Origin of the sequence: Cedecea sp. FDAARGOS_727 (assembly GCF_012273235.1) — a bacterium.
Lineage (GTDB): Bacteria > Pseudomonadota > Gammaproteobacteria > Enterobacterales > Enterobacteriaceae > Cedecea > Cedecea davisae.
This window is the reverse complement of the sequence record NZ_CP050966.1, coordinates 3,000,316-3,024,569: the sequence shown is the minus strand read 5'-3', so window position 1 is coordinate 3,024,569 and position 24,254 is coordinate 3,000,316. Positions and strand designations below refer to the sequence as shown.

23 protein-coding genes and 1 other annotated feature are annotated in these 24,254 nt (G+C 54.5%); of the genes, 10 read left to right on the top strand and 13 right to left on the bottom strand.

Annotated elements, in window-relative coordinates; genetic code table 11:
* Positions 1-30: 30 nt before the first annotated feature.
* Positions 31-675, bottom strand: coding sequence for an adenylate kinase (gene adk / locus FOC35_RS14355; protein WP_039898575.1), 645 nt, complete (start codon positions 673-675; stop codon positions 31-33).
* A 372-nt stretch (positions 676-1,047) separates the two neighbouring features.
* Here adk and FOC35_RS14350 point away from each other — a divergent pair, with 372 nt between their 5' ends.
* Positions 1,048-1,398, top strand: a complete 351-nt coding sequence (locus FOC35_RS14350) for a hypothetical protein (protein ID WP_172569255.1) — start codon at positions 1,048-1,050, stop codon at positions 1,396-1,398.
* Between the two features lie 156 nt (positions 1,399-1,554).
* Here FOC35_RS14350 and htpG read toward each other — a convergent pair whose 3' ends face one another.
* The 3 genes from htpG to FOC35_RS14335 form a co-directional block, all read right to left on the bottom strand.
* Positions 1,555-3,429 (bottom strand): molecular chaperone HtpG, encoded by a 1,875-nt coding sequence (gene htpG / locus FOC35_RS14345; RefSeq protein WP_039899387.1) that lies wholly within the window; start codon positions 3,427-3,429, stop codon positions 1,555-1,557.
* Positions 3,430-3,539: 110 nt separating this feature from the next.
* Positions 3,540-4,145 (bottom strand): recombination mediator RecR, encoded by a 606-nt coding sequence (gene recR / locus FOC35_RS14340; protein ID WP_039898577.1) that lies wholly within the window; start codon positions 4,143-4,145, stop codon positions 3,540-3,542.
* 103 nt (positions 4,146-4,248) lie between these two features.
* Entirely contained in the window at positions 4,249-5,118 is an 870-nt protein-coding gene (locus FOC35_RS14335) for a pirin family protein (protein ID WP_172569254.1), read from the bottom strand.
* Positions 5,119-5,227: 109 nt separating this feature from the next.
* Here FOC35_RS14335 and FOC35_RS14330 point away from each other — a divergent pair, with 109 nt between their 5' ends.
* The gene (locus FOC35_RS14330) at positions 5,228-6,133 is read left to right on the top strand and encodes a LysR family transcriptional regulator (RefSeq protein WP_016537651.1); all 906 of its coding nucleotides are present in this window, start codon (positions 5,228-5,230) and stop codon (positions 6,131-6,133) included.
* A 46-nt stretch (positions 6,134-6,179) separates the two neighbouring features.
* Here the strand turns inward: FOC35_RS14330 and FOC35_RS14325 are convergent, their stop codons facing one another.
* The 4 genes from FOC35_RS14325 to FOC35_RS14310 form a co-directional block, all read right to left on the bottom strand.
* Complete coding sequence (locus tag FOC35_RS14325) at positions 6,180-6,509, bottom strand: YbaB/EbfC family nucleoid-associated protein (RefSeq protein ID WP_016537652.1); 330 nt, start codon at positions 6,507-6,509, stop codon at positions 6,180-6,182.
* An 86-nt stretch (positions 6,510-6,595) separates the two neighbouring features.
* Positions 6,596-8,521, bottom strand: coding sequence for a DNA polymerase III subunit gamma/tau (gene dnaX / locus FOC35_RS14320; protein ID WP_172569253.1), 1,926 nt, complete (start codon positions 8,519-8,521; stop codon positions 6,596-6,598).
* Positions 7,196-7,260 (bottom strand) — a sequence feature (DnaX frameshifting element). It overlaps the preceding gene by 65 nt.
* Positions 8,522-8,616: 95 nt before the next feature.
* Entirely contained in the window at positions 8,617-9,168 is a 552-nt protein-coding gene (gene apt / locus FOC35_RS14315) for an adenine phosphoribosyltransferase (protein WP_016537655.1), read from the bottom strand.
* Between the two features lie 161 nt (positions 9,169-9,329).
* Positions 9,330-9,698 (bottom strand): DUF454 family protein, encoded by a 369-nt coding sequence (locus tag FOC35_RS14310; RefSeq protein ID WP_016537656.1) that lies wholly within the window; start codon positions 9,696-9,698, stop codon positions 9,330-9,332.
* A 35-nt stretch (positions 9,699-9,733) separates the two neighbouring features.
* On the opposite strand from FOC35_RS14310, the gene priC reads away from it, so the two are divergent.
* Together priC and rsmS are read left to right on the top strand one after the other, a co-directional pair.
* A complete protein-coding gene (gene priC, locus FOC35_RS14305) occupies positions 9,734-10,270 on the top strand; it encodes a primosomal replication protein PriC (RefSeq protein WP_172569252.1) in 537 nt (178 codons plus the stop codon).
* Between the two features lie 24 nt (positions 10,271-10,294).
* Positions 10,295-10,453: a pleiotropic regulatory protein RsmS gene (gene rsmS, locus FOC35_RS14300; RefSeq protein ID WP_172569251.1), complete on the top strand. Its 159-nt coding sequence runs from the start codon at positions 10,295-10,297 to the stop codon at positions 10,451-10,453.
* Between the two features lie 9 nt (positions 10,454-10,462).
* Here the strand turns inward: rsmS and mscK are convergent, their stop codons facing one another.
* Positions 10,463-13,831: a mechanosensitive channel MscK gene (gene mscK / locus FOC35_RS14295; protein ID WP_172569250.1), complete on the bottom strand. Its 3,369-nt coding sequence runs from the start codon at positions 13,829-13,831 to the stop codon at positions 10,463-10,465.
* Positions 13,832-13,981: 150 nt separating this feature from the next.
* On the bottom strand, positions 13,982-14,620 hold the full coding sequence (gene acrR, locus FOC35_RS14290) for a multidrug efflux transporter transcriptional repressor AcrR (RefSeq protein WP_172569249.1): 639 nt from the start codon (positions 14,618-14,620) through the stop codon (positions 13,982-13,984).
* A 143-nt stretch (positions 14,621-14,763) separates the two neighbouring features.
* On the opposite strand from acrR, the gene acrA reads away from it, so the two are divergent.
* The 6 genes from acrA to FOC35_RS14260 all read left to right on the top strand — a co-directional run bounded on the left by acrA (position 14,764) and on the right by FOC35_RS14260 (position 21,716).
* On the top strand, positions 14,764-15,963 hold the full coding sequence (acrA, locus tag FOC35_RS14285) for a multidrug efflux RND transporter periplasmic adaptor subunit AcrA (protein ID WP_016537661.1): 1,200 nt from the start codon (positions 14,764-14,766) through the stop codon (positions 15,961-15,963).
* Between the two features lie 22 nt (positions 15,964-15,985).
* Complete coding sequence (acrB, locus tag FOC35_RS14280) at positions 15,986-19,135, top strand: multidrug efflux RND transporter permease subunit AcrB (protein ID WP_016537662.1); 3,150 nt, start codon at positions 15,986-15,988, stop codon at positions 19,133-19,135.
* A 561-nt stretch (positions 19,136-19,696) separates the two neighbouring features.
* Positions 19,697-20,071 (top strand): Hha toxicity modulator TomB, encoded by a 375-nt coding sequence (gene tomB / locus FOC35_RS14275; protein ID WP_016537663.1) that lies wholly within the window; start codon positions 19,697-19,699, stop codon positions 20,069-20,071.
* A gap of 28 nt (positions 20,072-20,099) precedes the next feature.
* Entirely contained in the window at positions 20,100-20,315 is a 216-nt protein-coding gene (locus FOC35_RS14270; protein WP_008460299.1) for an HHA domain-containing protein, read from the top strand.
* A gap of 252 nt (positions 20,316-20,567) precedes the next feature.
* Entirely contained in the window at positions 20,568-21,119 is a 552-nt protein-coding gene (gene maa, locus FOC35_RS14265; protein ID WP_039898584.1) for a maltose O-acetyltransferase, read from the top strand.
* Positions 21,120-21,239: 120 nt separating this feature from the next.
* On the top strand, positions 21,240-21,716 hold the full coding sequence (locus FOC35_RS14260) for a YlaC family protein (protein WP_016537666.1): 477 nt from the start codon (positions 21,240-21,242) through the stop codon (positions 21,714-21,716).
* Positions 21,717-21,719: 3 nt separating this feature from the next.
* Here FOC35_RS14260 and ykgO read toward each other — a convergent pair whose 3' ends face one another.
* The 3 genes from ykgO to FOC35_RS14245 all read right to left on the bottom strand — a co-directional run bounded on the left by ykgO (position 21,720) and on the right by FOC35_RS14245 (position 24,152).
* On the bottom strand, positions 21,720-21,860 hold the full coding sequence (ykgO, locus tag FOC35_RS14255; protein WP_016537667.1) for a type B 50S ribosomal protein L36: 141 nt from the start codon (positions 21,858-21,860) through the stop codon (positions 21,720-21,722).
* A 3-nt stretch (positions 21,861-21,863) separates the two neighbouring features.
* Positions 21,864-22,124 carry a type B 50S ribosomal protein L31 gene (locus FOC35_RS14250; protein ID WP_008460319.1) on the bottom strand — a complete coding sequence of 87 codons (261 nt, stop codon included), beginning with the start codon at positions 22,122-22,124 and terminating at the stop codon, positions 21,864-21,866.
* 123 nt (positions 22,125-22,247) lie between these two features.
* Complete coding sequence (locus FOC35_RS14245) at positions 22,248-24,152, bottom strand: methyl-accepting chemotaxis protein (protein ID WP_172569248.1); 1,905 nt, start codon at positions 24,150-24,152, stop codon at positions 22,248-22,250.
* Between the last annotated feature and the right edge of the window lie 102 nt (positions 24,153-24,254).

Below are 24,254 nucleotides of genomic sequence, written 5' to 3'. Positions count from 1 at the left end.
AGGCCCTGGTATTGATTTTAGAAGCCGAAATTATCCGAGGATTTTTTCCAGTTCAGCGCGGACAGCAGCAACTGCCTGAGTCCCGTCAACTTTGGCGTATTGGGTATTACCCGCCTGAGCTTCTTTAGAGTAATAACCGATCAGCGGAGCGGTCATCTGATGGTATTCCACCAGGCGCTTACGCACGGTCTCTTCCTGATCGTCTTTACGAGTGGTCAGCTCTTCGCCGGTCACGTCGTCTTTACCTTCAACCTTCGGTGGGTTGAATTTGATGTGGTAAACGCGGCCGGAAGCGGCGTGTACGCGGCGGCCCACGATGCGGTCAACGATCAGCTCGTCCGGCACGTCGAATTCCAGCACGAAATCAACATTGATGCCTGCTTCTTTCATGGCGTCAGCCTGCGGGATAGTACGCGGGAAGCCGTCCAGCAGGAAACCGTTACGGCAGTCTTCCTGCGCAATGCGCTCTTTTACCAGGGCGATAACCAGTTCATCGGTCACCAGTTTGCCAGCATCCATGATGTCTTTGGCCTGTTTACCCAGTTCTGAACCAGATTTGACTGCGGCGCGTAACATGTCACCGGTGGAGATTTGCGGAATGCCGTATTTCTCCATGATGAACTGAGCCTGAGTCCCTTTACCTGCGCCCGGAGCGCCGAGCAGAATGATACGCATTGCGTAATTCCCCATACGTTTAAATATTCAATCGAATTTGAGGCGAAAACCATACCACTAAAGGCGGTATCATCACAAGAAAGCGAGGGGGTCAGGCTACAGCCTGAAGCCTCGATCCCGCCTGGATTACGGGCATTTTCCCGCTCCGGCTTAAGCCAGAATCGGTTCAGCCAGACATCGTTTTTTTCTCTACAGGCATCGACCTGCTCCAGGATTATTCGTAGATCCTGCCGGATTGATAAAAAGGGTGGGCTATATATATAAGGTTTATGTGCGGCAATTATAATCACGCTCAATACGGCCGGGCGTCTGCATAAGACACCGGGCTGCCAACAAGGACGCACTATTTTGCTACGAGGAAGAGCACCTGCCATGAATAAAACCTTAATCGCCCTCACCTGTTGTTTTCTGTTAAGCGGCTGCGCGTCGCAGTGGGTAAAAACACGCAGCAATGCGCAGGAGTACACAACCTCACGCGCAGCCTGTGAAACCCAGTCTCAGCAGGCTTTCCCGGTGAGAAACGAGGTTGCACAGCGTACTAAGTACACGACTTACTATGAAGCCTGCACCAAGAAAGATGATTGTGACGGAGAGAAAACTCGGGCGGTAAAAAAGCCGGAGATTGAAAGCTATGTGATGGACGTAAATAGCGAAAGCCGCGACAAGTTATTTTATCAGTGCATGGAACTCAAAGGCTGGGAAAGCAAGATCCAGTGGCTGTAATGCCTGAAATTCAACGTCAAATATCGGCATTGCGGACTGAGAAATAACCTTACTTTTTTAATTAATTTATTTTCAGGCGTTTGCTGCGCCCAATAATTTAAGTAAAAAAAACCACCTGACGATGCAGGTGGTTTTTTATCAGCTTATCAACGCAGCTCAGGAAACCAGCAGCTGGTTCATGCGGCGAATAAACTGGTTCGGATCTTCCAGCTGCCCGCGCTCGGCCAGCAGAGCCTGGTCAAGCAGCAGCTCAACCCACTCGCCGAACTGCGCGTCATCCTGGGTATCGGCAACGCGTTTCACCAGCGCGTGCTCAGGGTTCAGCTCGAAGATGTATTTCACTTCTGGCACTTCCTGGCCCGCCGCGGCGAACAGCTTCGCCATCTGGGTGCTCATATCGTTGCTGTCGGTGGTGACAATCGCCGGCGTGTCCGTCAGGCGGTGAGTTAAACGCACCTCTTTCACACGCTCGCCCAGCAGGGACTTCACGCGATCAACGAACGGCTCAAGCGCCTTTTCGGCTTCTTTCGCTTCTTCAGTTTCTTCGTCCGCCAGTTTCTCCAGCGACTCGTCCGTTTTGCTCACGGACTGGAAAGCTTTGCCGTCAAATTCGGTCAGGTAGCTCATCATCCATTCATCGATGCGGTCGGAAAGCAGGAGTACCTCGATGCCTTTCTTACGCAGCAGTTCCAGATGCGGGCTGCTCTTCGCCGCCGCGTAGCTGTCTGCGGTGATGTAATAGATTTTCTCCTGCCCTTCTTTCATGCGGGAGACGTACTCTTCCAGCGACACGGTCTGCGCGGCAGAGTCGGTATGCGTGGTAGCAAAGCGCAGCAGTTTAGCAATGGCTTCCTGGTTAGCGCTGTCTTCCGCCGGGCCTTCTTTCAGCACCAGGCCGAAGCTTTTCCAGAAGGTCTGGTATTTCTCGGCGTCGTCTTTAGCCAGCTTGTCCAGCATTTGCAGTACACGCTTGCTCAACGCGCTACGCAGGTTTTGCGTCACGCGGCTGTCCTGCAGGATTTCACGAGAGACGTTCAGCGGCAGGTCGTTGGAATCTATCAGGCCGCGAACAAAGCGCAGGTAGTTCGGCATGAACTGCTCGGCATCGTCCATGATAAACACGCGCTGCACGTACAGCTTCAGACCGTGTTTATGGTCACGGTTCCACATATCCCACGGCGCCTGGGATGGGATATACAGCAGGCTGGTGTATTCCTGCTTACCTTCCACGCGGTTGTGGCTCCACGTCAGCGGGTCGGTGAAGTCGTGGGCGATGTGCTTGTAGAACTCTTTGTATTCGTCTTCGCTAACTTCAGATTTGCTGCGGGTCCACAGCGCCTGAGCTTTGTTGATTTTTTCCCAGCTGACGATGGTTTCACCGTCTTTCTCTTCGTGCTGTTCAATCTCAACCGGCAGAGCGATATGGTCGGAATATTTGCTGATGATAGAGCGCACGCGCCAGTCATCGAGGAACTCGTCTTCGCCTTCGCGCAGATGCAGGGTGATTTCGGTGCCGCGATCGGCTTTTTCGATGTCGGCAACGGTGTACTCGCCCGCACCTTCAGACTCCCAGAACACACCCTGATCCGCGCTGGCGCCAGCGGCGCGGGTACGGACGGTAACTTTGTCCGCCACGATAAACGCGGAGTAGAAGCCGACGCCGAACTGGCCAATCAGCTGGCTGTCTTTAGCCTGATCGGAACCCATAGATTCGAGGAAAGCTTTGGTGCCTGATTTGGCAATAGTGCCCAGGTGGTCAATCACTTCATCGCGGGTCATGCCGATGCCGTTATCGGCGATGGTCAGCGTGCGTTTATCTTTGTCGAAGGAAACACGAACGCGCAGTTCGCCGTCGCCTTCATACAGATTAGCGTCCGACAGCGCGCGGAAACGCAGCTTGTCTGCCGCATCGGAGGCGTTGGAGATCAGTTCACGCAGGAAGATTTCTTTATTTGAATAAAGAGAGTGGATCATCAGGTGCAGAAGCTGTTTTACCTCTGACTGAAAACCGCGGGTCTCTTGTCCTTTCATGGTCATTGATACCTCAACAAAATCAAACGGGATGAAGAAAACGTTGAGGTGGATATGGTAGCGATTTGTGCCTTTTCAAGCAGGAGGAGGGAAAAACCTCCCCCGACCGATTAAAAATTAATCTTGTGGCGGCCCACCAGCGAGTGCGAGAGCGTGGTGCCGTCCACCATTTCAAGTTCGCCGCCGACCGGCACGCCGTGGGCGATACGGCTGGCTTCCACGCCGTACTGGGCACAAAGTTCGCCGATATAGTTTGCGGTAGCTTCACCTTCCACCGTTGGGTTGGTGGCGAGGATAACCTCTTTCATCTGCTCGCTGGCCAGGCGCTGCTCAAGACGATCGAGGCCGATATCGTTCGGGCCGATGCCGTCCAGCGGCGACAGATGCCCCATCAGCACAAAGTAGCGGCCTGAGAACTGGCCGGTCTGCTCGATGGCGTGAATATCCGCCGGGCTTTCAACCACGCAAATCTGGCCGTTTTCCTGGCGACGCGGGTTAGAGCAAATGGAGCAAACTTCCTGCTCGGTAAAAGTGCGGCAGTCCGCGCAGTGGCCGATTTCCGACATCGCTCGGGTCAGCGCCTGGGCAAGACGCATACCGCCGCTGCGGTCACGCTGCAACAGGGCAAAAGCCATGCGCTGGGCTGATTTTGGGCCGACGCCGGGCAGGCAGCGCAGGGATTCCATAAGGGCTGAAAGTAAAGGGCTGGTTTGCATCGCTCAGACTTGTGTGGAAAAAGTGGGGTATAGCCTAACATTAGCCCCGCGAGCGGGTATAGGAAAAGATATCCCCCGCACGATTGCTCGCCGGGGGATAATTTTACGCGATGTCTTTGCCGAAACGTCCCTGATTGAAATCATCGATAGCCTGATGAATTTCCTCTTTGCTGTTCATCACAAACGGGCCGTAACCGACAACAGGCTCATTCAGCGGCTCGCCGGTAAGCACCAGGACAACCGCATCATTGTTGGCTTCAAGGGTTACGCTATCGCCTCTGGAGTCCAGCACCACCAGTTGCGCTTCGCGAACCACTTCTTCGCCGTTAACCAGCACCGTGCCTTTCAGCACCACCAGCGCGGTATTCCAGCCATCCTGCAATTCAAGCCGGGTTACGCCCCGTGCGTTTAGGCGCAGATCCCAGATGCCCAGCTGCGAAAAGGTTCTGGCCGGGCCTTTGCTGCCCGCAAACTCACCGGCAATAACCCGGGCGCTACCCGCATTGTCCGGCAGGGCAACGACCGGAATATCGGCGTCGGTAATCGGCTGGTAATGCGGTGCCGTCATTTTGTCTTTCGCCGGGAGGTTCACCCACAGCTGCACCATTTCCAGAGTGCCGCCCGCTTCGCTAAAAGCAGGAGAGTGATACTCTTCGTGCAGAATACCGCTCCCGGCGGTCATCCACTGCACGTCGCCCTCGCCAATTACGCCGCCATTACCGGCATTATCCCGGTGGGCCACCTCACCTTTATAAACAATAGTGACGGTCTCAAAGCCGCGATGCGGATGCTGATCCACGCCGCGCTGGCCTTTATTGCTCGGCTTAAACTCGGCCGGGCCAGCGTAGTCCAGCAGCAAAAACGGGCTAAGCTGCTGGGCAAATTTCGAGTAAGAGAACAAAGAGCGCACCGGGAAACCATCGCCCACCCAGTGAGAAGCCGGAGCCGTGTATACGCCAAGAATTGATTTCATGATCCTTCTCCACATGCATTGTTTCTGATGTCATAAAGCTTACCCGTAAGACGCCAGGCCCGGTAGAGTGCTAAAGTAGACTCAGTGTTCCATATTCAGGACAATTGAGATGCAGGATTTAAACGACCTCTGGTACTTCGTGCAGGTGGTGGAACACGGAGGCTTTTCGCCCGCCAGCCGGGTTATTGGCATCCCCAAGTCGCGCCTTAGCCGCCGCATAGCGCTGCTTGAAGAGAGGCTGGAAACTCGCCTGCTCCAGCGCTCAACGCGCAGCTTTACCGTGACCGAAGCCGGGCAAATTTTCTACCGCCACTGCAAAGCGATGATGATTGAAGCCGAAGCGGCGCAGGAAGCTATCGACACCCTGAAAGCCGAGCCGCGCGGCCTTATTCGCCTCACCTGCCCGATTGCGCTGCTGCATATCCATGTGGGCGCTATGCTGGCAGGCTTTATGAATAAATACCCGCAGATAACCCTCCAGCTGGAGGAGACCAACCGCAGGGTAGACGTGCTGAATGAAAACGTGGATTTAGCCATTCGCGTGCGCCCGCTGCCGCTGGACGATAGCGATTTAGTGATGCGCAAGCTGGCGGTGCGCAGCCTGTGCCTGGTCGCCAGCCCGAAGCTGGTTGAGCAGTTCGGCATGCCCGCCTCCCCCGCGGATTTACAGAGTTGGCCCAGCCTCGCCCTTGACAGACCGCAGCAAACCTACCGCTGGTGCCTGCTTGGGCCAGAGGGCCAGGAAGCGACGATCCATCACCAGCCGCGTTTTATTACTACCGATATGATTGCGCTGCGCACCGCGGCGCAGGAAGGCGTGGGCGTGATACAGCTGCCAAAGCTGATGCTGCGAGAACAGCTAGCCAACGGAAGCCTGGTTCATGTGCTGCCTGAATGGCGGGCGCGGGCGGAGATAATTCATCTGGTCTTCCCCTCCAGGCGCGGGCAATTACCGGCCGTGCGGGCGCTAATAGATTATCTGGCGGAGCGTTACGAGGAGCTGGGGGAGGAATAACTGTGGGCTCCCTTCTCCGGGAAGGAGAAGGGAATTTACGGCAAAATCAGAATGGCATTTTGAAGCCAGGCGGCAGCTGCATGCCGCTGGAAACGCCGGCCATTTTCTCTTTCTGCGCTTCGCCAATACGACGAGCCGCATCGTTGAACGCCGCGGCAACGAGGTCTTCGACCATCTCTTTGTCGTCTTCCAACAGGCTTGGGTCGATTTCAACGCGGCGGCAGTTATGCGCCCCGTTGATGGTCACTTTCACCAGGCCCGCGCCGGACTCGCCGGTGACTTCCATGTTGGCGATTTCTTCCTGAGCTTCAGCCATTTTTTCCTGCATCTGCTGGGCCTGCTTCATCAGGTTACCCAGACCGCCTTTTCCAAACATAATATTCTCTCTTTCGTCGGGCCAGCCCTCGCGGAATGCGGGAGTGGCTATCGGGGTTTTACACTATGCCGCCCAAAAACGGCATATCAAATTGGGCGAATACTATCTTCATCCAGCTCGGCATCAAAGAATCTTTGCAAAGTCTGAATATTGCTGTCGCTGCCCATTGACTCGCGAGCCTGCGCCAGCTTCTCTTCATAGATAGCCTGGCGCCACTCCAGAGGAGTACGGCGAGCCTGGTTCTCATCTTCAATAATAGTCAGTTCTACGGCCTCGCCATGGAGCGAACTCATGGCATCTGCCAGCGTTTTTTGCGCCGATGGCGAGTTTAAATGGCGCTGGCCGGGACGTAAATGCAGACAAACCCGATTTCCGTCCTGCTCTTTCCAGGCGTTCAGCGCCAGCTGCTGCACCAGCTTTGGCAGTACCAGCTTATCTATCTCGGCCGCCCATTCATCTCGCTCAAGAGACTCTGCCGCCAGCTTTTGCGCCAGCTCAGGGGTCTTCTCATGCTCCAGCGCCTTTTTCAACGCTTTGGGCGTGGCAACAGGCTCCGGCACCACTTCAACTGGATTCTGCGACTTCCAGCGGTAGGCTTCCGGCTTAGCCGGTTTTTCCGGCACGGACGGCGCGGGGCGCGACTGAACGCGCTCGGTCACCGAGGCCAGACGTTCCAGCGCGGAACTCTTTGCCGGCCGCGCTAGTCTTTGCGCCGCCGGCTCATTCTTTTTTGCTTTGTCAGCCTCCTGCTGGCGCATCAGTTGGCTGCGCGCCTGGAGGATTTGGCTGGTTGAGTCCGGTAACGCTGCGGCTTCCCGGTTCGGCGGTGGAGCCGCCTGAGGCCTGGCAGCAGGCTGAACCGCAGCCTGGTTAACCACCGGAATGGCCGCCGCCTGGCGCGGGACTTCCGGCTCCGGCAGCGGTTTACGCGGGTGGAACGCCAGGGCACGCAGCAGCGTCATTTCAACGCCCATGCGCCTGTCCGGCGCCCAGGGTAATTCTTTGCGGCCAATCAGCAGCGTCTGGTAATAAAGCTGTACGTCGGCAGGAGGCACAACGCGGGCCAGCTCGCGCATACGCTGCTCAATCGCCGCCATGTCGCTGCCCAAAGCGGACGGCGAAAGCTGAACCATGGCAACGCGGTGCAGCAGGGCGGACATCTCTACCAGCAGCGCTTCCCACTCGATACCGCGTGCGGCGGCGTCGTTTAGCAGAGCCATCACACGTTGCCCGTCGGCATGTACCATCGCCTCAATCAGCGACAGCGCCTGGTCATCGTCAAGGGTGCCGAGCATCGCGCTGACGGCGGCGGTTGTTACCTGCCCGTCCCCGCTGGCAATCGCCTGATCCGTCAGGCTCAGAGCGTCACGCAGGCTGCCGTCGGCGGCGCGGGCAAGCAGTTGCAAAGCCCGTGGCTCGCTGGCTACTTTCTCTTCGCCAAGAATGTGCTCCAGCTGATGGCGGATCTGTTCGACATCCAGCGCTTTCAGGTGGAATTGCAGGCAGCGGGAAAGAATGGTCACCGGCAGCTTTTGCGGATCGGTGGTTGCCAGCAGGAATTTTACGTGCGGAGGCGGCTCTTCCAGCGTCTTCAACAAGGCGTTGAAGCTGTGGCGGGAAAGCATATGAACTTCGTCAATCAGGTAGACTTTAAAGCGGCCACGCGCCGGAGCGTACTGGACGTTATCCAGCAGGTCACGGGTGTCTTCAACCTTGGTGCGCGAAGCGGCGTCTATCTCAATCAGGTCAACAAAGCGACCCTGTTCGATTTCCCGGCAGTTATCGCACACGCCGCACGGCGTGGCGGTAATCCCGGTTTCACAATTCAGCCCTTTCGCCAGCAGGCGGGCGATAGAGGTTTTCCCCACCCCGCGGGTGCCGGAAAAGAGATACGCATGATGAATGCGGCCCAGCGACAAACCATTAGCCAGCGCGGTCAGTACGTGTTGCTGGCCGACAACATCAGCAAAAGTTTGTGGGCGCCATTTGCGGGCTAAGACCTGGTAGCTCATCTGGAGTTAGGCTCTGGTTCGCGGGAAAGGTGAATCGAGGGAGTAATGCTACCACATGCCCCGCCCGATCGGCGAGGCTTGCAGGTCGGGGAAGCTTAGTGGCCCGGGAACGGCACCAGGCAGAAGCTTTTCACGCCCATTTTCTCAAGGCGCTGCTCGCCGCCGAGGTCAAACAGGTTGATAACGAAGGCCGCATCGGTCACTTCGCCACCCAGGCGACGGATAAGTTTTACCGTTGCTTCGATAGTGCCGCCGGTCGCCAGCAGATCGTCCACCACCAGCACTTTATCGCCCGGTTGGATGGCATCAACGTGGATTTCCAGGCTGTCGGTGCCGTATTCTAGCTCGTAGCTTTCGGCAATGGTTTCACGCGGCAGTTTACGCGGCTTGCGTACAGGGATGAAACCCACGCCAAGCTCCAGCGCAACCGGAGCACCGAACAGGAAGCCACGCGCTTCGGTGCCGACAACTTTAGTGATGCCCGCATCTTTAAAGCGCGAAACTAACAGAGCAATACTGGTGGCGTATGCTTTCGGATCTTCCAGCAAGCTGGTAACGTCACGGAACAGGATCCCTGGTTTTGGATAATCAGGAACGCTTTTAATGCTGTTTTTGAGATATTCAAGCTGCTGCGCAGTCGCGGTCATTGGTTTGTGCCTGCTAAAAACATGATACTAAACAGGGTACGCTTTTGGCTGGTAGATGCACTACTGGTTAACGCTTAACCGCCCGTACCCGTGCTCGAAAACGCTCGAATTTACTGGCAGCCAGCGACAAATGCAACAGCTTCGGCTGCGGTTTGCTGCTTTTATTGCTTTTCGTCAACCACCGGGATGCGCCAGATAAATATTAGCAGCGCGCAGAGGATAACCAACAGCAAAACTCTCACCCACGGTATCTCCACCAGCCACAGCGAAACGGCGAAGGTGATGAGAATAAAAATAATCGCTCGCGGCTTTGCGCCCGGAGGCATCGCCCGGTGCTGCTGCCAGTAGCGCAAATAGCTGCCGAACCACGAGCGGTAAAGCAGCCAGTGATGAAAACGCGGCGATGAGTTAGCAAAACACCATGCGGCCAGCAGCAGGAAAGGCGTAGTCGGCAGCAAAGGCAGCACCACGCCAAGCGTTGCCAGCACTACCGCCAGCCAGCCGATGATGATTAAAATAATACGCTTCATGCCTTTACCTCTGACAATCCCTGGAGAGCCATTTTGTGAAAACCGCGTCGCTGTTACAAGCCCTGGAAGCTCGCGTTAGCGAGCTGGCGACGGCCGTTGAGCCGGTTGCATTGCAGCGAGCCTCTCAGGCCCGCTTCGACCGCAAGCTCTTCCAGACCCACAGCACCCAGCTTAAAGATTATTTGCACGAGGCTCAGGCTAACCTCGCCCAGCTCCAGCTTAGCGTCAGCCACGGCAAAACCGACCAGGTGGCGTTTATCGCCGAAAAGCTGGTCGCGCAAATTGCCGCTTTACAGAGGGAGCTTGCCACCGCGCACCTGCGTAAAACCGAGCCGCAGCAAAAAGCGCAGGAAAACCTCTACGAAAAGCTGGCCACGCACCAGGATTATGAGCGCAGGCTGCTGGCGATGGTCAACGACCGCGAGAGCCAGCACGCCGCGCAAACCACGCTTGCCGGGCAGCAAAAACTCCAGCGCGAAATCGCCGCAATGGAAGGTCGCCTGCAACGTTGCCGCCAGGCTCTGGCTCGTATAGAGCGGGCGATTGAACGGCGCGAACGCGGTTTAAGTTAACTCAAAATACGGTAAGGAAAGCGGATGTCTTTAGAGAACGCCCCGGACGAGGTCAAACTGGCCGTCGACTTGATTATGCTGCTTGAGCAGCACCAAATCCCCAACCATACCGTCCTCGCGGCGCTGGAAATAGTGCGGGATGATTTTCTGCGTAAACAGCGGGAAGAAGCCTCTTCCCGCTAGTTTTACCCCTTAGTCAGAAGGCGGCAGCAGCCTGCCGCTTTTGCCCAAGTCACGCTTCACTTCGGTCAGCTCTTCGCCCTTCTCATTGTGCAGATGCACCTCGAGCTGGTTGAAGGCGATATTAATGTTGTTTTCGCGGCACAGCCTGTCGATTGCGCGGTTCAGCTCGTCAACGGTGATGCTGCGGTCGCGCAGTTCACGCACGTATAAACGCAGCTCGTGGTCGAGCGTGCTGGCCCCAAAGGTGGTGAAGTACACCGACGGCTCTGGGTCATGCATCACGCGCGGGTGTTCCATTGCCGCCTTCAGCAGCACCTCTTTCACCTTGTCGAGGTCAGACCCGTAGGCCACGCCGAGCTTGATAACCACGCGGGTAATGGTGTCGGTCAACGACCAGTTGATCAGCCGCTCGGTCACAAACGCCTTGTTCGGGATAATCACCTCTTTGCGGTCAAAGTCGGTAATCGTCGTGGCGCGAATACGAATTTTGCTGACGCTGCCGGAGAAGGTGCCGATGGTCACGGTATCGCCGATGCGCACCGGGCGTTCGAACAGAATAATCAGGCCGGAAACGAAGTTACCGAAGATTTCCTGTAGCCCGAAGCCCAGACCAACGGACAGCGCCGCCGCCAGCCATTGCAGCTTATCCCAGGATACGCCGAGCGAACCAAACACCGTCATTGCCCCGATAACGATAATCGCATAGTTGAGAATGGTGGTGATGGCGTAAGAAGCCCCCTGGCGCATTTTCAGGCGCGAGAGCACCAGCACTTCCAGCAGGCCCGGTAAGTTGCGGATCAGCGCCCAGGCCACCATCGCGGCGACCAGCGCAAACAGCAGGCTGCCCATGGTGACGTTTCTCATCACCGTCGTTCCGGCTTCGCTGCCGGTGTAGTGCCACAGCACGATGCTGTCGAGGTAGGCAAAGACCGTGATTAAATCAGACCAGATGGCGTAAAACACCAGGCCAAACAGCGCGAACATCAGCAGCATAGTGAGGCGCATGGTCTGCTGGTTAATCTGATCGAGCGCTAACGGCGGCTCTTCTACCGGCTCGGCACCTTCCGCGCCCTCCTTCACCATGTTCTGGCGGCGGGCCAGCGCACGGCGATAGGCAATACGCCGCGCCGCCACGCTCAGGCCGCGGATCACGGTCTGGTGGATCAGGTTCCAGATAATCACCAGGTAAACGGTGTCTATCCAGCGGTTAGCCAGGCGCAGCGTAGTGTAGAAATAGCCGGTAGCCGTCAGCACCAGCAGCGCGACCGGCACCACGGAGAGCACGGTAATTGTCACCAGCCGCAGCGGATGTGACTCTTTGTCGCGCCAGTTATCGCGACACATCGGGATAACCAGGCCGGTGATCAGCAGCAGGTTAAGGAAAATCATAAACTGCCCGAGCACGTCGTCCATCAGGTGCAACGGCGACAGCTCGCCCACCACCGACCAGAACAGCAGCGGCAGTAGCGCAAAGCTAATGCGCACAATCTGGCGACGATAGTGGCGGGTCAGATCCTGCGGCATATTGAACCAGGTCACCGCCAAGCCACGGCTGCCAAGGATGCGCCACGCCATGCCGAACACCAGCCAGAACAGCGCAAGCTCTTTAGCAAATGCCCACAGCAGCTCGCTGATATTGGTTTGCATAAACAGCACCACCAGCCCCACGGCAAGGATAGCCATGGTCAGCGGCAGCACTTTCAGGAAGTTAAGCAGAATCGCTTTCGGGGTATTCAGCTGGCTGTCGGTGCGTAATTGCCCGACCTCGGAGGCGAGTTTTGCCAGCCGCTTGTCGATCCATTTATAGCGCCAGCGCAGCAGCCCTGCGAGCAGCAATAAAGGCAAAGCGGTAAACAGCGACATGAACAGCCCATCCAGCACTTTGTGCCAGGTGATATCCAGCTTCATTGCTTTGATTTGGCCGTGCAGCGCACCCGGGAAGGATTTGATCCACTCCCAGTTCATCGGTTTGTTACTGTTTACCCAGAAGATTTGCTGGGTCAGCATTTTTTGCAGACTGGTGCTGACGCTCATCAGCTGCTGCTGGTTGATTTGCAGGTTTATCGCCATCATCAGCTGGTTGCCGAGCTGCTTATTCAGCTGGTCCAGCAGTTCACGGCGCATATCCACCACCTGCATCAGGGCGTCATGAACTTCGTCATTAACCTCGTTCTTATGCCCTTCTTCTATTTTCCCAACGTAGCTATCGCTCTGGAACATCGCATCGCGCTGCTGGTTGATATCAAACTGCTCGAGGCGCAGGTCGGCGATGCGGTTGGTCAAATCCTCAAGCTCGTCGGCGGACGGCAGAGTTTGCTGCTGCTGGTAGAGAATACGCGACAACAGCAGGCTGCCTTTCAGGACCGAAATTTGTTCTTTTAGATTGCGTTCGGACTGGAGCGCCCGGTCGAGCCAGTTCTTCACCCGAATATTACGCTGAACCAGCTCGTTACCGCTCTGCGTGGCGTTGATCAGGCGCTGGCTAAGCTGATGGTTAACGTCTAACTCCTGGCGCACCAGCGGGTTGTTTTGGATAGCGCTGGCGTCGTCCGGGGTGACCGCTTCCTGCGCGGTCTTCTCGGTGAGGGTCAAACGTTTATTGTTGACCGACTCCTGCAGCAGTTGCAGGGAATGCTCCAGCTGGTTGATATTCGCCGTGGTGTAGTCACGCTGTTTCTGGAGCGCATCCTGCAACACGGTATTGCCCTCAAGGCTTTTACGCTGCTGCTCTATCTGAGCGTTGAGCAGCGCCTGCTGCACCAGCAGCATATTCTGCTGGCTTGGCCGCAGCGTGGCCTCGCCCGGCGTGGTGCCGTTCAGCCGGTTACGAACCTGCAACAGCTGCTGGGAAGCGCTATACATCGCGTTCTGCACGCGTTCGGGCTGAGTCTGCAACGAGACAAGCTGGCTGTTGTAAGTCGAGAGATCGTTATTCGCCGCCTGGAGCTGGTCCAGCACCGTGGTTAAGCGGGCCTCCAGCTGGCGTAAAGACAGAGTGCTCAGCGTTTTGCGCGTGGCCTCATCATCGTTCGGCTCGCTCAGAGAATTAAGCGCGTCCGTCGCCTGCTTCAGCTTGTCCGGCGCCTGGGCCACGGTAGTTTTCAGCTGAGCGGTCTCCTGCTTCACGCGGTCGAGCTTGTCCAGCATCTCGAGCGTTTCGGAGAGATCTTTCTGCGTCAGCTTGTCGTCGGCAGTGAGGTTTTTTTGCTTGTTCAGCGAGTCCAGCTGCGACTGTACTTCCGCCCGAGCGGGAAGATCGCCGTTGTTCTGCGCCGCCTGTGCCGCGTGGAAAGGCAGCAGGATGGAAGCAAAAAGAAACAGGAACAGAATAAACGCGGAACGGGAAGTCCGCGACGGAGCGTTGTGCTGCTTTGTCATGATTGAGTCGTTACGGTGCTGCGCATGTGATTGCCAGCTAAAAGTAAGAGGTCACGGGAGAGGCGCAGAATAGCACGGCTTTTGAACGCAGAATAGCGAACGCCTTCGGAGGAGTCTCAATTCAGGGAACCGCTAATGTGGAGAGAGGAATTACGCCGGTTTATGCAGTGTCGGACAGTGCTGGAACATCTCCAGCAATATGGCCACATAGTCCGGAGCTTTAGCATGTAAATCAAAGCTTTCCGGGGAAACGAGCCAGTTTTCAATCAGCCCGGTTATGTAGCTACGCAATATTATCACGGCGTGAGGGATGCGCAGGCTGGACGGCAGTTTTCCGGCATCAATGCAGCGCTGAAGGCTGGCTTCGATGCGCTCATTTCCTTCCATATAAAGCGTGCGCCTCGCCTGCTGCAATACTTCAAGTTCGCCAACAAACTCGCACTTGTGGAAGATGATTTCGGTCATCAATCGACGGCGCTCTTCTGAAACCGTCGCCTGTAGGATATAAATCAGTAATTCTCTTACAACAGACAGTGGATCGTCTGGATATTTTGCCCGATACTCAATCTCTAAGTCACCGATACTTGATTCGGTCAGCTCCCAGATTTCACTAAACAATTCCGACTTATTTTTGAAATGCCAGTAGATAGCACCACGCGTTACCCCAGCAGCCTGAGCGATATCCGCAAGCGAAGTCGCTGAAACGCCCTGCTGTGAAAACAGGCGGATCGCTACATCGAGGATGTGCTGGCGGGTTTCAAGCGCCTGAGCTTTGGTTTTTCGTGCCATATGTCGGTGAATTTACTTTAGTCAGATTTACATACATTTGTGAACGTATGTACCATAGCACGACGATAATATAAACGCAGCAATGGGTTTGTGGACATTTGATCCATTGAACAACTTTGAAATCGGACACTCGAGGTTTACATATGAACAAAAACAGAGGGTTTACGCCTCTGGCGGCCGTTCTGATGCTCTCAGGCAGCTTAGCGCTTACAGGATGTAACGACAAAGAGACTCAACAGAGTGCGCCGCACGCCCCTGAAGTGGGTGTAGTGACTCTGAAAAGCGCGCCATTGCAGATAACTACAGAACTTCCTGGACGCACCAGCGCTTATCGCATTGCTGAAGTTCGCCCTCAGGTTAGCGGCATCATCCTGAAGCGTAACTTTACCGAAGGCAGTGATATTCAGGCCGGTGTTTCGCTTTATCAGATTGACCCTGCGACCTATCAAGCTGCGTACGATAGCGCCAAAGGCGATCTGGCTAAGGCTCAGTCCAGCGCCAACATCGCGCAGTTAACCGTTAAGCGTTATCAAAAACTGCTGGGCACTCAGTACATCAGCCAGTCCGACTACGACCAGGCCGTGGCAACCGCTCAGCAGGCTAATGCTGATGTGGTAGCCGCCAAAGCTGCGGTAGAAACCGCTCGTATCAACCTGGCCTACACCAAAGTGACCTCGCCTATCAGCGGCCGCATTGGTAAGTCTTCGGTGACCGAAGGCGCGCTGGTGACCAGCGGGCAGACTAACGCCCTGGCAACCGTACAGCAGCTTGACCCAATCTATGTGGATGTTACCCAGTCCAGCGACGACTTCCTGCGCCTTAAGCAGGAGCTGGCGGACGGCAAGCTGAAACAGGAAAACGGCAAAGCTAAAGTTCAGCTGATGACCAACAACGGTACGGCCTATCCGCAGGAAGGAACACTGGAATTCTCCGAAGTGACCGTAGACCAAACCACCGGTTCTATTACCCTGCGTGCCATCTTCCCTAACCCGGACAAATCGCTGCTGCCCGGCATGTTTGTTCGCGCCAAGCTGGAAGAAGGGGTTAACCCGAACGCCATTCTGGTTCCGCAGCAGGGGGTCACTCGTACTCCACGCGGCGATGCCTCTGCAATGGTTGTGGGCAAAGATGACAAAGTTGAAGTCCGCCAGCTGACGACCAGCCAGGCGATCGGCGACAAGTGGCTGGTGACCGATGGGTTACAAAATGGCGACCGCGTTATCGTTACCGGTCTGCAGAAAGTAAAACCGGGTGTTCAGGTAAAAGCGCAGGAAGTTGCGGAAGACAATAAAGGCCAACAGCAACAAGCCGCAGGCGCGCAGTCAGAACAACCGAAGTCTTAACTTAAACAGGAGCCGTTAAGACATGTCTAAGTTTTTTATCGATCGCCCCATCTTTGCCTGGGTAATCGCCATCATCATTATGTTGGCGGGTGCGCTCGCGATAATGAAATTGCCCATCGCGCAATATCCAACGATTGCGCCACCGGCAATTCAGATCTCGGCAAACTACCCGGGTGCAGATGCTAAGACGGTACAGGATACCGTAACGCAGGTTATCGAACAGAACATGAACGGTATCGATGGCCTGCTTTATATGTCCTCTACCAGTGATTCCTCTGGTACTGTTCAGATAACCATTACCTTCGACTCCGGCACCGACGCGGATATCGCGCAGGTACAGGTTCAGAACAAATTACAGCTGGCTATGCCGCTGCTGCCGCAGGAAGTGCAGCAGCAGGGTGTTAGCGTCGAGAAGTCCTCGAGCAGCTTCCTGATGGTTCTCGGTATGATTAATACCGACGGCACCATGAACCAGGAAGATATCGCGGACTACGTTGGCGCGACCATCAAAGACCCGGTAAGCCGTACTCCCGGCGTAGGTGACGTGCAGCTGTTTGGTGCTCAGTACGCAATGCGTATCTGGATGGACCCGAACAAACTGAACAACTACCAGCTAACGCCTGTTGACGTGATTAACGCTATTAAAGCGCAAAACGCCCAGGTAGCGGCCGGTCAGCTCGGCGGGACTCCGCCGGTGAAAGGCCAGCAGTTAAACGCCTCCATCATCGCGCAAACCCGCCTCAAGTCTGCCGATGAGTTCAGCAAAATCCTGATGAAGGTGAACCCGGATGGTTCCCGCGTCCTGCTGAAAGACGTAGCAAAAGTTGAGCTTGGCGGCGAAAACTACGACGTTATCGCCCGCTACAACGGCCAGCCGGCTTCCGGCCTGGGGATTAAGCTGGCCACCGGTGCTAACGCCCTGGATACCGCCGAGGCGGTACGTGCCACCGTTGAAAAACTGGAGCCGTTCTTCCCGGCCGGTCTGAAAGTGGTTTACCCGTACGACACCACACCGTTCGTTAAGATTTCCATTAACGAAGTGGTGAAAACGCTGGTGGAAGCCATCGTGCTGGTGTTCCTGGTTATGTATCTGTTCCTGCAGAACTTCCGGGCAACGCTGATTCCAACCATTGCCGTACCGGTGGTTCTGCTCGGGACATTCGCCATCCTTGCCGCCTTTGGCTATTCGATAAACACCCTGACGATGTTCGGCATGGTGTTGGCGATAGGCCTGCTGGTGGATGACGCCATCGTTGTAGTAGAAAACGTTGAGCGTGTCATGGTGGAAGATGGACTCCCGCCGAAGGAAGCAACGCGTAAATCAATGGGCCAGATTCAGGGCGCACTGGTGGGTATCGCGATGGTGCTGTCCGCGGTATTTATCCCGATGGCGTTCTTTGGCGGTTCTACCGGCGCAATCTACCGTCAGTTCTCGATTACTATCGTCTCCGCGATGGTGCTGTCGGTGCTGGTGGCGATGATCCTGACGCCGGCACTCTGTGCGACCATGCTTAAGCCAATCCCGAAAGGTCATCACGATGACAAGAAAGGGTTCTTCGGCTGGTTCAACAGAATGTTCGAGAAGAGCACGCATCACTATACCGACAGCGTCGGTAACATCCTGCGTAGCACCGGCCGTTATCTGGTTCTGTACCTGATTATCGTCGTGGGCATGGCCTTCCTGTTTGTTCGTCTGCCAAGCTCGTTCCTGCCGGACGAAGACCAGGGCGTACTGCTGGCGATGGCTCAGTTGCCTGCCGGTGCGACCCAGGAACGTACGCAGAAAGTGCTGGATGAGGTGAACGACTACTTCCTGACCAAAGAGAAAGCGAACGTTAATTCGGTATTTACCGTTAACGGCTTCGGCTTCTCCGGTCGCGGCCAGAACACCGGCCTGGCGTTCGTTTCTCTGAAAGACTGGAGCGAGCGTTCGGGTGAAGAGAACAAAGTTCCGGCCATTGCAGGCCGTGCTATGGGAACCTTCTCGCAGATTAAAGATGCGATGGTATTTGCCTTCAACCTGCCTGCGATTGTTGAACTGGGTACCGCAACCGGCTTTGACTTCCAGCTGATTGACCAGGCAAACCTTGGCCACGAAAAACTCACTCAGGCTCGTAACCAGCTGTTTGGGATGATTGCCCAGCACCCTGACCTGCTGGTTGGCGTGCGCCCGAACGGCCTGGAAGATACACCGCAGTTTAAAATCGATATCGACCAGGAAAAAGCGCAGGCGCTGGGGGTATCCATCACCGATATCAACACCACGCTGGGCTCGGCCTGGGGCGGTAGCTACGTCAATGACTTTATTGACCGCGGCCGCGTGAAGAAAGTGTATGTGATGGCTGAAGCGCCATACCGTATGCTGCCGAGCGATATTGGCAACTGGTACGTTCGTGGTTCCTCTGGCCAGATGGTGCCGTTCTCCGCGTTTTCTACTTCGCGCTGGGAATACGGTTCACCTCGTCTGGAACGTTACAACGGTCTGCCATCGATGGAGATTCTTGGCCAGGCAGCACCGGGTAAAAGTACCGGTGAAGCAATGGACATGATGGAGCAACTGGCGGCGAAACTGCCAACCGGCATCGGCTTTGACTGGACGGGCATGTCCTACCAGGAACGCCTGTCCGGCAACCAGGCCCCTGCCCTGTATGCCATTTCGCTTATCGTTGTCTTCCTGTGTCTGGCGGCATTGTACGAGAGCTGGTCTATTCCATTCTCCGTCATGCTGGTTGTTCCGCTTGGGGTATTCGGTGCGCTGCTGGCCGCCACCCTGCGCGGCCTGACCAACGACGTGTACTTCCAGGTAGGCCTGCTGACAACCATTGGCTTGTCGGCGAAGAACGCGATACTTATCGTGGAATTCGCCAAAGATCTGATGGAGAAAGAAGGCAAAGGCCTGATAGAAGCGACTCTGGATGCGGTTCGTATGCGTCTGCGTCCGATTCTGATGACATCTCTGGCATTTATCCTCGGGGTAATGCCGCTGGTTATCAGCACCGGGGCAGGTAGTGGCGCACAGAACGCAGTAGGAACCGGCGTAATGGGCGGGATGGTTACCGCAACCGTGCTGGCTATCTTCTTCGTACCGGTGTTCTTCGTGGTGGTTCGCCGCCGCTTCAGCCGCAAGAATGAAGATATTGAACATGCGCATCCGGTAGAACACCACCAGTAAGCCGTTCAATCACATAACAAAAGGCCGCTTATAGCGGCCTTTTTATTTATAAAGAAACCGATTTCAGCCGGCATTTAATGATTTTATTATCACCGCCGATTATTCCTATACCGAACAATTTGTTCGCTAGATAAGACTTTGTGGGCAATTAAATAAATCTTAACTGCTCGTTAATTCGTGGGCTATAGAACAATAAAAACCGAATCATGCGTTTATTTAAGAATATTCTTACGAATTCACACCGCTATATGCAGATATATATAGCGATTTTAACATTGTATTAACCGGCTGAAAGTTATAAATATTGTTAAGTTTTTCTTAATTTATTTCCGATGATTTAAGTTAAAATTCATACTATCTTCTTAATTCACATTTAGTAACGTATTACGGGTTTTTAATTTAATTGTAATTTTTCGTTAGAGCAGCATGAAATCCAGCCAATATTGATTTATAGTTACAGCACATGTAATAATAGTGGCAACAGTTCTTCACCTCTTCAGGTGTGTCCACCGCAACCCGTTATGTTTATCATTCGTTGTATCGATAAAGGGGGCAAGCATTATGGACGAATACTCACCAAAGCGGCACGACATTGCGCAGCTTAAGTTCCTCTGTGAGAGTCTGTATCACGACTGCCTTACCAATCTTGGTGAGAGCAATCATGGATGGGTTAATGATCCGACTTCGGCCATTAACCTTCAGCTGAATGAATTGATTGAACACATTGCTGCCTCGGCGCTTAATTACAAGATTAAGTATCCGGATGAAAGCAAGCTGATAGAACAGATTGATGAATACCTGGACGACACTTTCATGTTATTTAGCAATTACGGCATTAATGCTCAGGATCTGCAAAGATGGCGTAAATCGGGGAATCGCTTGTTCCGCTGCTTCGTCACTGAAAGCCGTGCTAATCCAGTAAGCCACTCGTTCTAAAAATATTAAAAACACTTAAGGCTAATTTATGACTACAAAACTGACCAAGACTGATTATTTGATGCGCCTGCGGCGTTGTCAGACTATTGATACGCTGGAACGCGTTATTGAAAAGAATAAATACGAATTATCGGATAATGAGCTGGCGGTATTTTATTCAGCAGCCGATCACCGCCTGGCCGAACTCACGATGAATAAACTGTATGATAAAATCCCACCGTCTGTATGGAAATTCATTCGTTAATTACAGTGTGTTTTTAAATAATAATTAATATTAAAGTTTATCTATTGTTATTGCCTGGCTTATATCTGCTGCTTTTTTGTGCAAACGCCATACTCCACGCTCAATCGGTTAAACATCGCCAAAGCGCAACTCTCTTCCTGCATTACCGTGCGGCTATCCCGCTACGTGACAAGGATCACGCGCAGGAAAGGCTCCCGCTCTTTCTTCTCTAAATTTCGCTAGTCTTGCTGACCACGGAACATGGAGGATGAAATGAGCGAAGAGAAGCTTAAGATGATTGCCGGTGAACTTTACCGCCCCGGCGATGAAACCCTACAGCGCGAAAGCCACAAAGCCCGCCAGCTGCTGCATCGCTACAACCAAAGCTCACCCGACGAGCAGGCCTGGCGCGATGAAATACTTGCCGAGCTGCTGGGCCAGAGCGAAGGCGCCTATATTGAGCCGACCTTTCGCTGCGACTACGGCTACAATATTTTCCTCGGTAAAAACTTCTACGCTAACTTTGAATGCGTCATGCTGGACGTTTGCCCGATCCGCTTCGGCGACAACTGCATGCTGGCGCCGGGCGTACACATTTATACCGCAACTCACCCGCTCGACGCTCAGACGCGCAACAGCGGCGTTGAATTCGGTAAACCTGTGACTATCGGCCATAATGTGTGGATTGGCGGCCGGGCGGTTATCAACCCGGGCGTGACCATCGGGGATAATGTGGTCGTCGGCTCCGGCTCGGTGGTCACGAAGGACATTCCGGCAAACTGCGTTGTTGCGGGCAACCCGGCGCGCATTATCAAAAAGCTGTAGCGCAGCGGTTAACTGTTATGGTTATTTTTGCCTTATCTGTTACTTTTTTGCCCGGCCCGCGCTTCTTAAAATAGTCTGGTCACGCGTACAACCCGAAACAGAGAACTTAGAAGGCACACCATGACAGAAATTCAGCGCCTGCTCACCGATACTATCGAACATCTGAACGTGACTGAAAAGCGCGATAACCGCCCGCGCTTCAGTATCAGTTTTATCCGTAAGCATCCTGGATTATTTATCGGTATGTATATCGGGTGGTTTGCCACCCTCTGGGTAATGCTTGAATCAGAAACCCTGGCGGGCTCAGTATGGCTTTTGGTGGTGCTGTTTGCGCTGTGTAACGCGTTCTTCTTCTTTGACGTCAATCCTCGCTACCGCTATAGCGACATCGACGTGCTCGACTTACGCGTGTGCTACAACGGCGAGTGGTACAACACCCGCAATGTGCCAACAACGCTGATAGATCAAATCCTCAGCTCCCCGAGCGTGGATGAAGAGCAAAAATCGCTGCTGCATAAAATGCTCAGCCGCAAAGGGGAGCTGTCGTTTTACGACGTCTTCTCGCTGACTCGCCAGCAGCCTGCTGGCGGTCATTAACGGCTAGCGGCGTTTCTTACGCCCCTGCACCGCTTTAAAACGCGGGTTAGTCTTGCAAATCACATACAGCCGCCCCTTGCGCCGAACAATCTGGCAATCGGGGTGGCGCTGTTTTGCACTGCGTAACGAATTTAATACCTGCATTTATTAAGACTCCTTACCGCCAAAAAACTTGCCAAAACGCTGCTGGAAGCGAGCCGGGCCACCTTCATTAACGAAGACTTTCTGCTTGCCGGTGTAATGCGGGTGCGAAGCCGAAGAGACTTCGATAGTCACATAAGGGTAAGTCACCCCGTCCAGCTCAATCTCACGGTCGGTTTTAATCGTCGACCCAACTTTAAAATACTCATTTACGCTGGTGTCATGAAACACCACGGTCCGGTAAAACGGATGGATATCGCGCTGCATAAAAATCATTCCGATATGTTATAACGTAACAATAAAATAAGAGATGAACGGACGAAATGCAAGCGGGGTTTGAAAGTACGGGGAGCAAAAAGGAGGCGGGCACCCGGTAAGTGCCCGTCAGAATTACAGTTTAAAACCGGCGACAACGCGCTCAAGTTGCAGCGATTGCTCGGCCATCGAGTGGGAAGCGGAAGAGACCTGCTGAACCAGCGCGGCATTTTGCTGAGTGGTGCTATCCAGCTGATTAATTGCCAGATTAACCTGCTCAATACCGGTACTCTGCTCGCGGCTGGACGACATAATTTCGGCCATCAGCGTGGTGACGTTACGCACGCCCTGGGTCAGTTCTTCCATCGTGCTCCCGGCCTGATGTACCAGCTCGGTGCCCAGATTAACGTTGCTCACCGAATTTTCGATAAGCGCCTTAATCTCCCTTGCCGACTGGGCCGAACGCTGTGCCAGGCTGCGCACTTCTGAAGCGACGACGGCAAAACCACGCCCCTGCTCTCCGGCACGCGCTGCTTCTACCGCCGCATTCAGAGCCAGAATATTCGTCTGGAACGCAATGCTGTCGATGACGCTGATAATATCCACCACTTTGCCCGATGAAGTCTGGATAGCGTTCATGGTGCTGACGACCTGCTTGACCACATCGCCCCCTTTAACGGCTACGTTTGAGGCTTCGCGTGCCAGTTCATTGGCGTGGGCGGCGTTATCGGCATTTTGACGTACGGTGCTGGTCAGCTCTTCCATTGAAGCTGCCGTCTGCTCAATCGAACTCGCCTGATCCTCGGTACGGGCGGAAAGATCCTGGTTACCGGTCGCTATCTGGTGCGACGCGGAAGAGATGGCTCTGGCGCTGTCGCCAACCTGGCGCAGCATGGTTTGCAGATAAGTAATCACGCCGTTAAAACTGTCGATAATGGCGTTGAACTCCGGGCTGCTGGTCGGCTCCAGGCGCTGGGTCAGGTCGGTCCCACCGGCAGAAAGTCGGCTGATGTTATGGTTAAGATCGCTCAGGCGGCGCATCATATTGCGGATAAACAGCACCAGAATGCCCAGCAGAATAATTGCCATTGGGATCTGCACCATACCGAGGCGCAGCAGAATAGCGTCCGTTTGCTTAGTCAGCAGAGAAGTGGGCAAATCGACGGCGAGGATCCACGGGCTGCCTTTCACCGTCTGCAAAATCACGGTATGCGAAGTGCCCTCGTTGTCGTATTCATTTTCGCTATTCTGGCTGGCGCTAAAACCGGGCAGCATCTCCTGTACCGCTTTTGCCATTGGCAGCGTACTACTCAGCTCGGAAAGATTTTTCAGCCCTGCCGTTTTGCCAATCTGGTCGGCATTTCCCACCACTTTACCGTCGGCTTCAATGATCAGAACCTGGCCTTTAACCGCCTCGCTCATCTGTTTCGCCAGCTGGTTAAAGAAACCAAGGGTCACATCAATGGTGGCCACGCCCCACGGCTGCCCCTCTTTGCTTATCGCCATTGCGCAGTTGGTACGCGGCTGCGGGCTGGCGTCATCCTGGTAGGCATTTGCCCAGGCGCACTGCCCGGCCGGAGAAGCCAGACCGGCTTTGTACCACACCTGCTCGTAATAATTTGGCGCGGCGTCTGAGTTCCAGTAGGTGTTTTCCTCAAGCTTATTGCTGCCGTTACGGGCGAAGAAGGTGCTGAACTTATTGCGCCCCGCTTCACGTTTTTCCGGCAGCGGCCATATTCCACCGCCGAAGACGTTCACATCCTGATACTGGTCTACCAGCATCGGCAGCAGCCGGTTGATGTCATCGCTTTGCATCGCGGAAACTGACTGGGTGATGCTGCGCATTTGTGCCTGCACGCGGTTCATCTGTTCGGTGATATTCACCGCAACGTTATCCACCGCAAAGCGGATCAGCTGGGTTTCATTGCGCTTGATTTGCGGCGTCACGAAGAAATGGATAACCAGCGACGTTATCGCGACTAACAGCAGGAAAAACAAACTTAGAGAGGTAATGAACCGGGATTGTGTCGTTTTTAGCATGATGAGGATACCTGGTGGTAGAAAGCGAAACGCTTAGCATCCTCTTCGGCATAAAGCCGACAAACTTAAATGCCTCCTGAATTTAAGCGGTCGTTAATTATT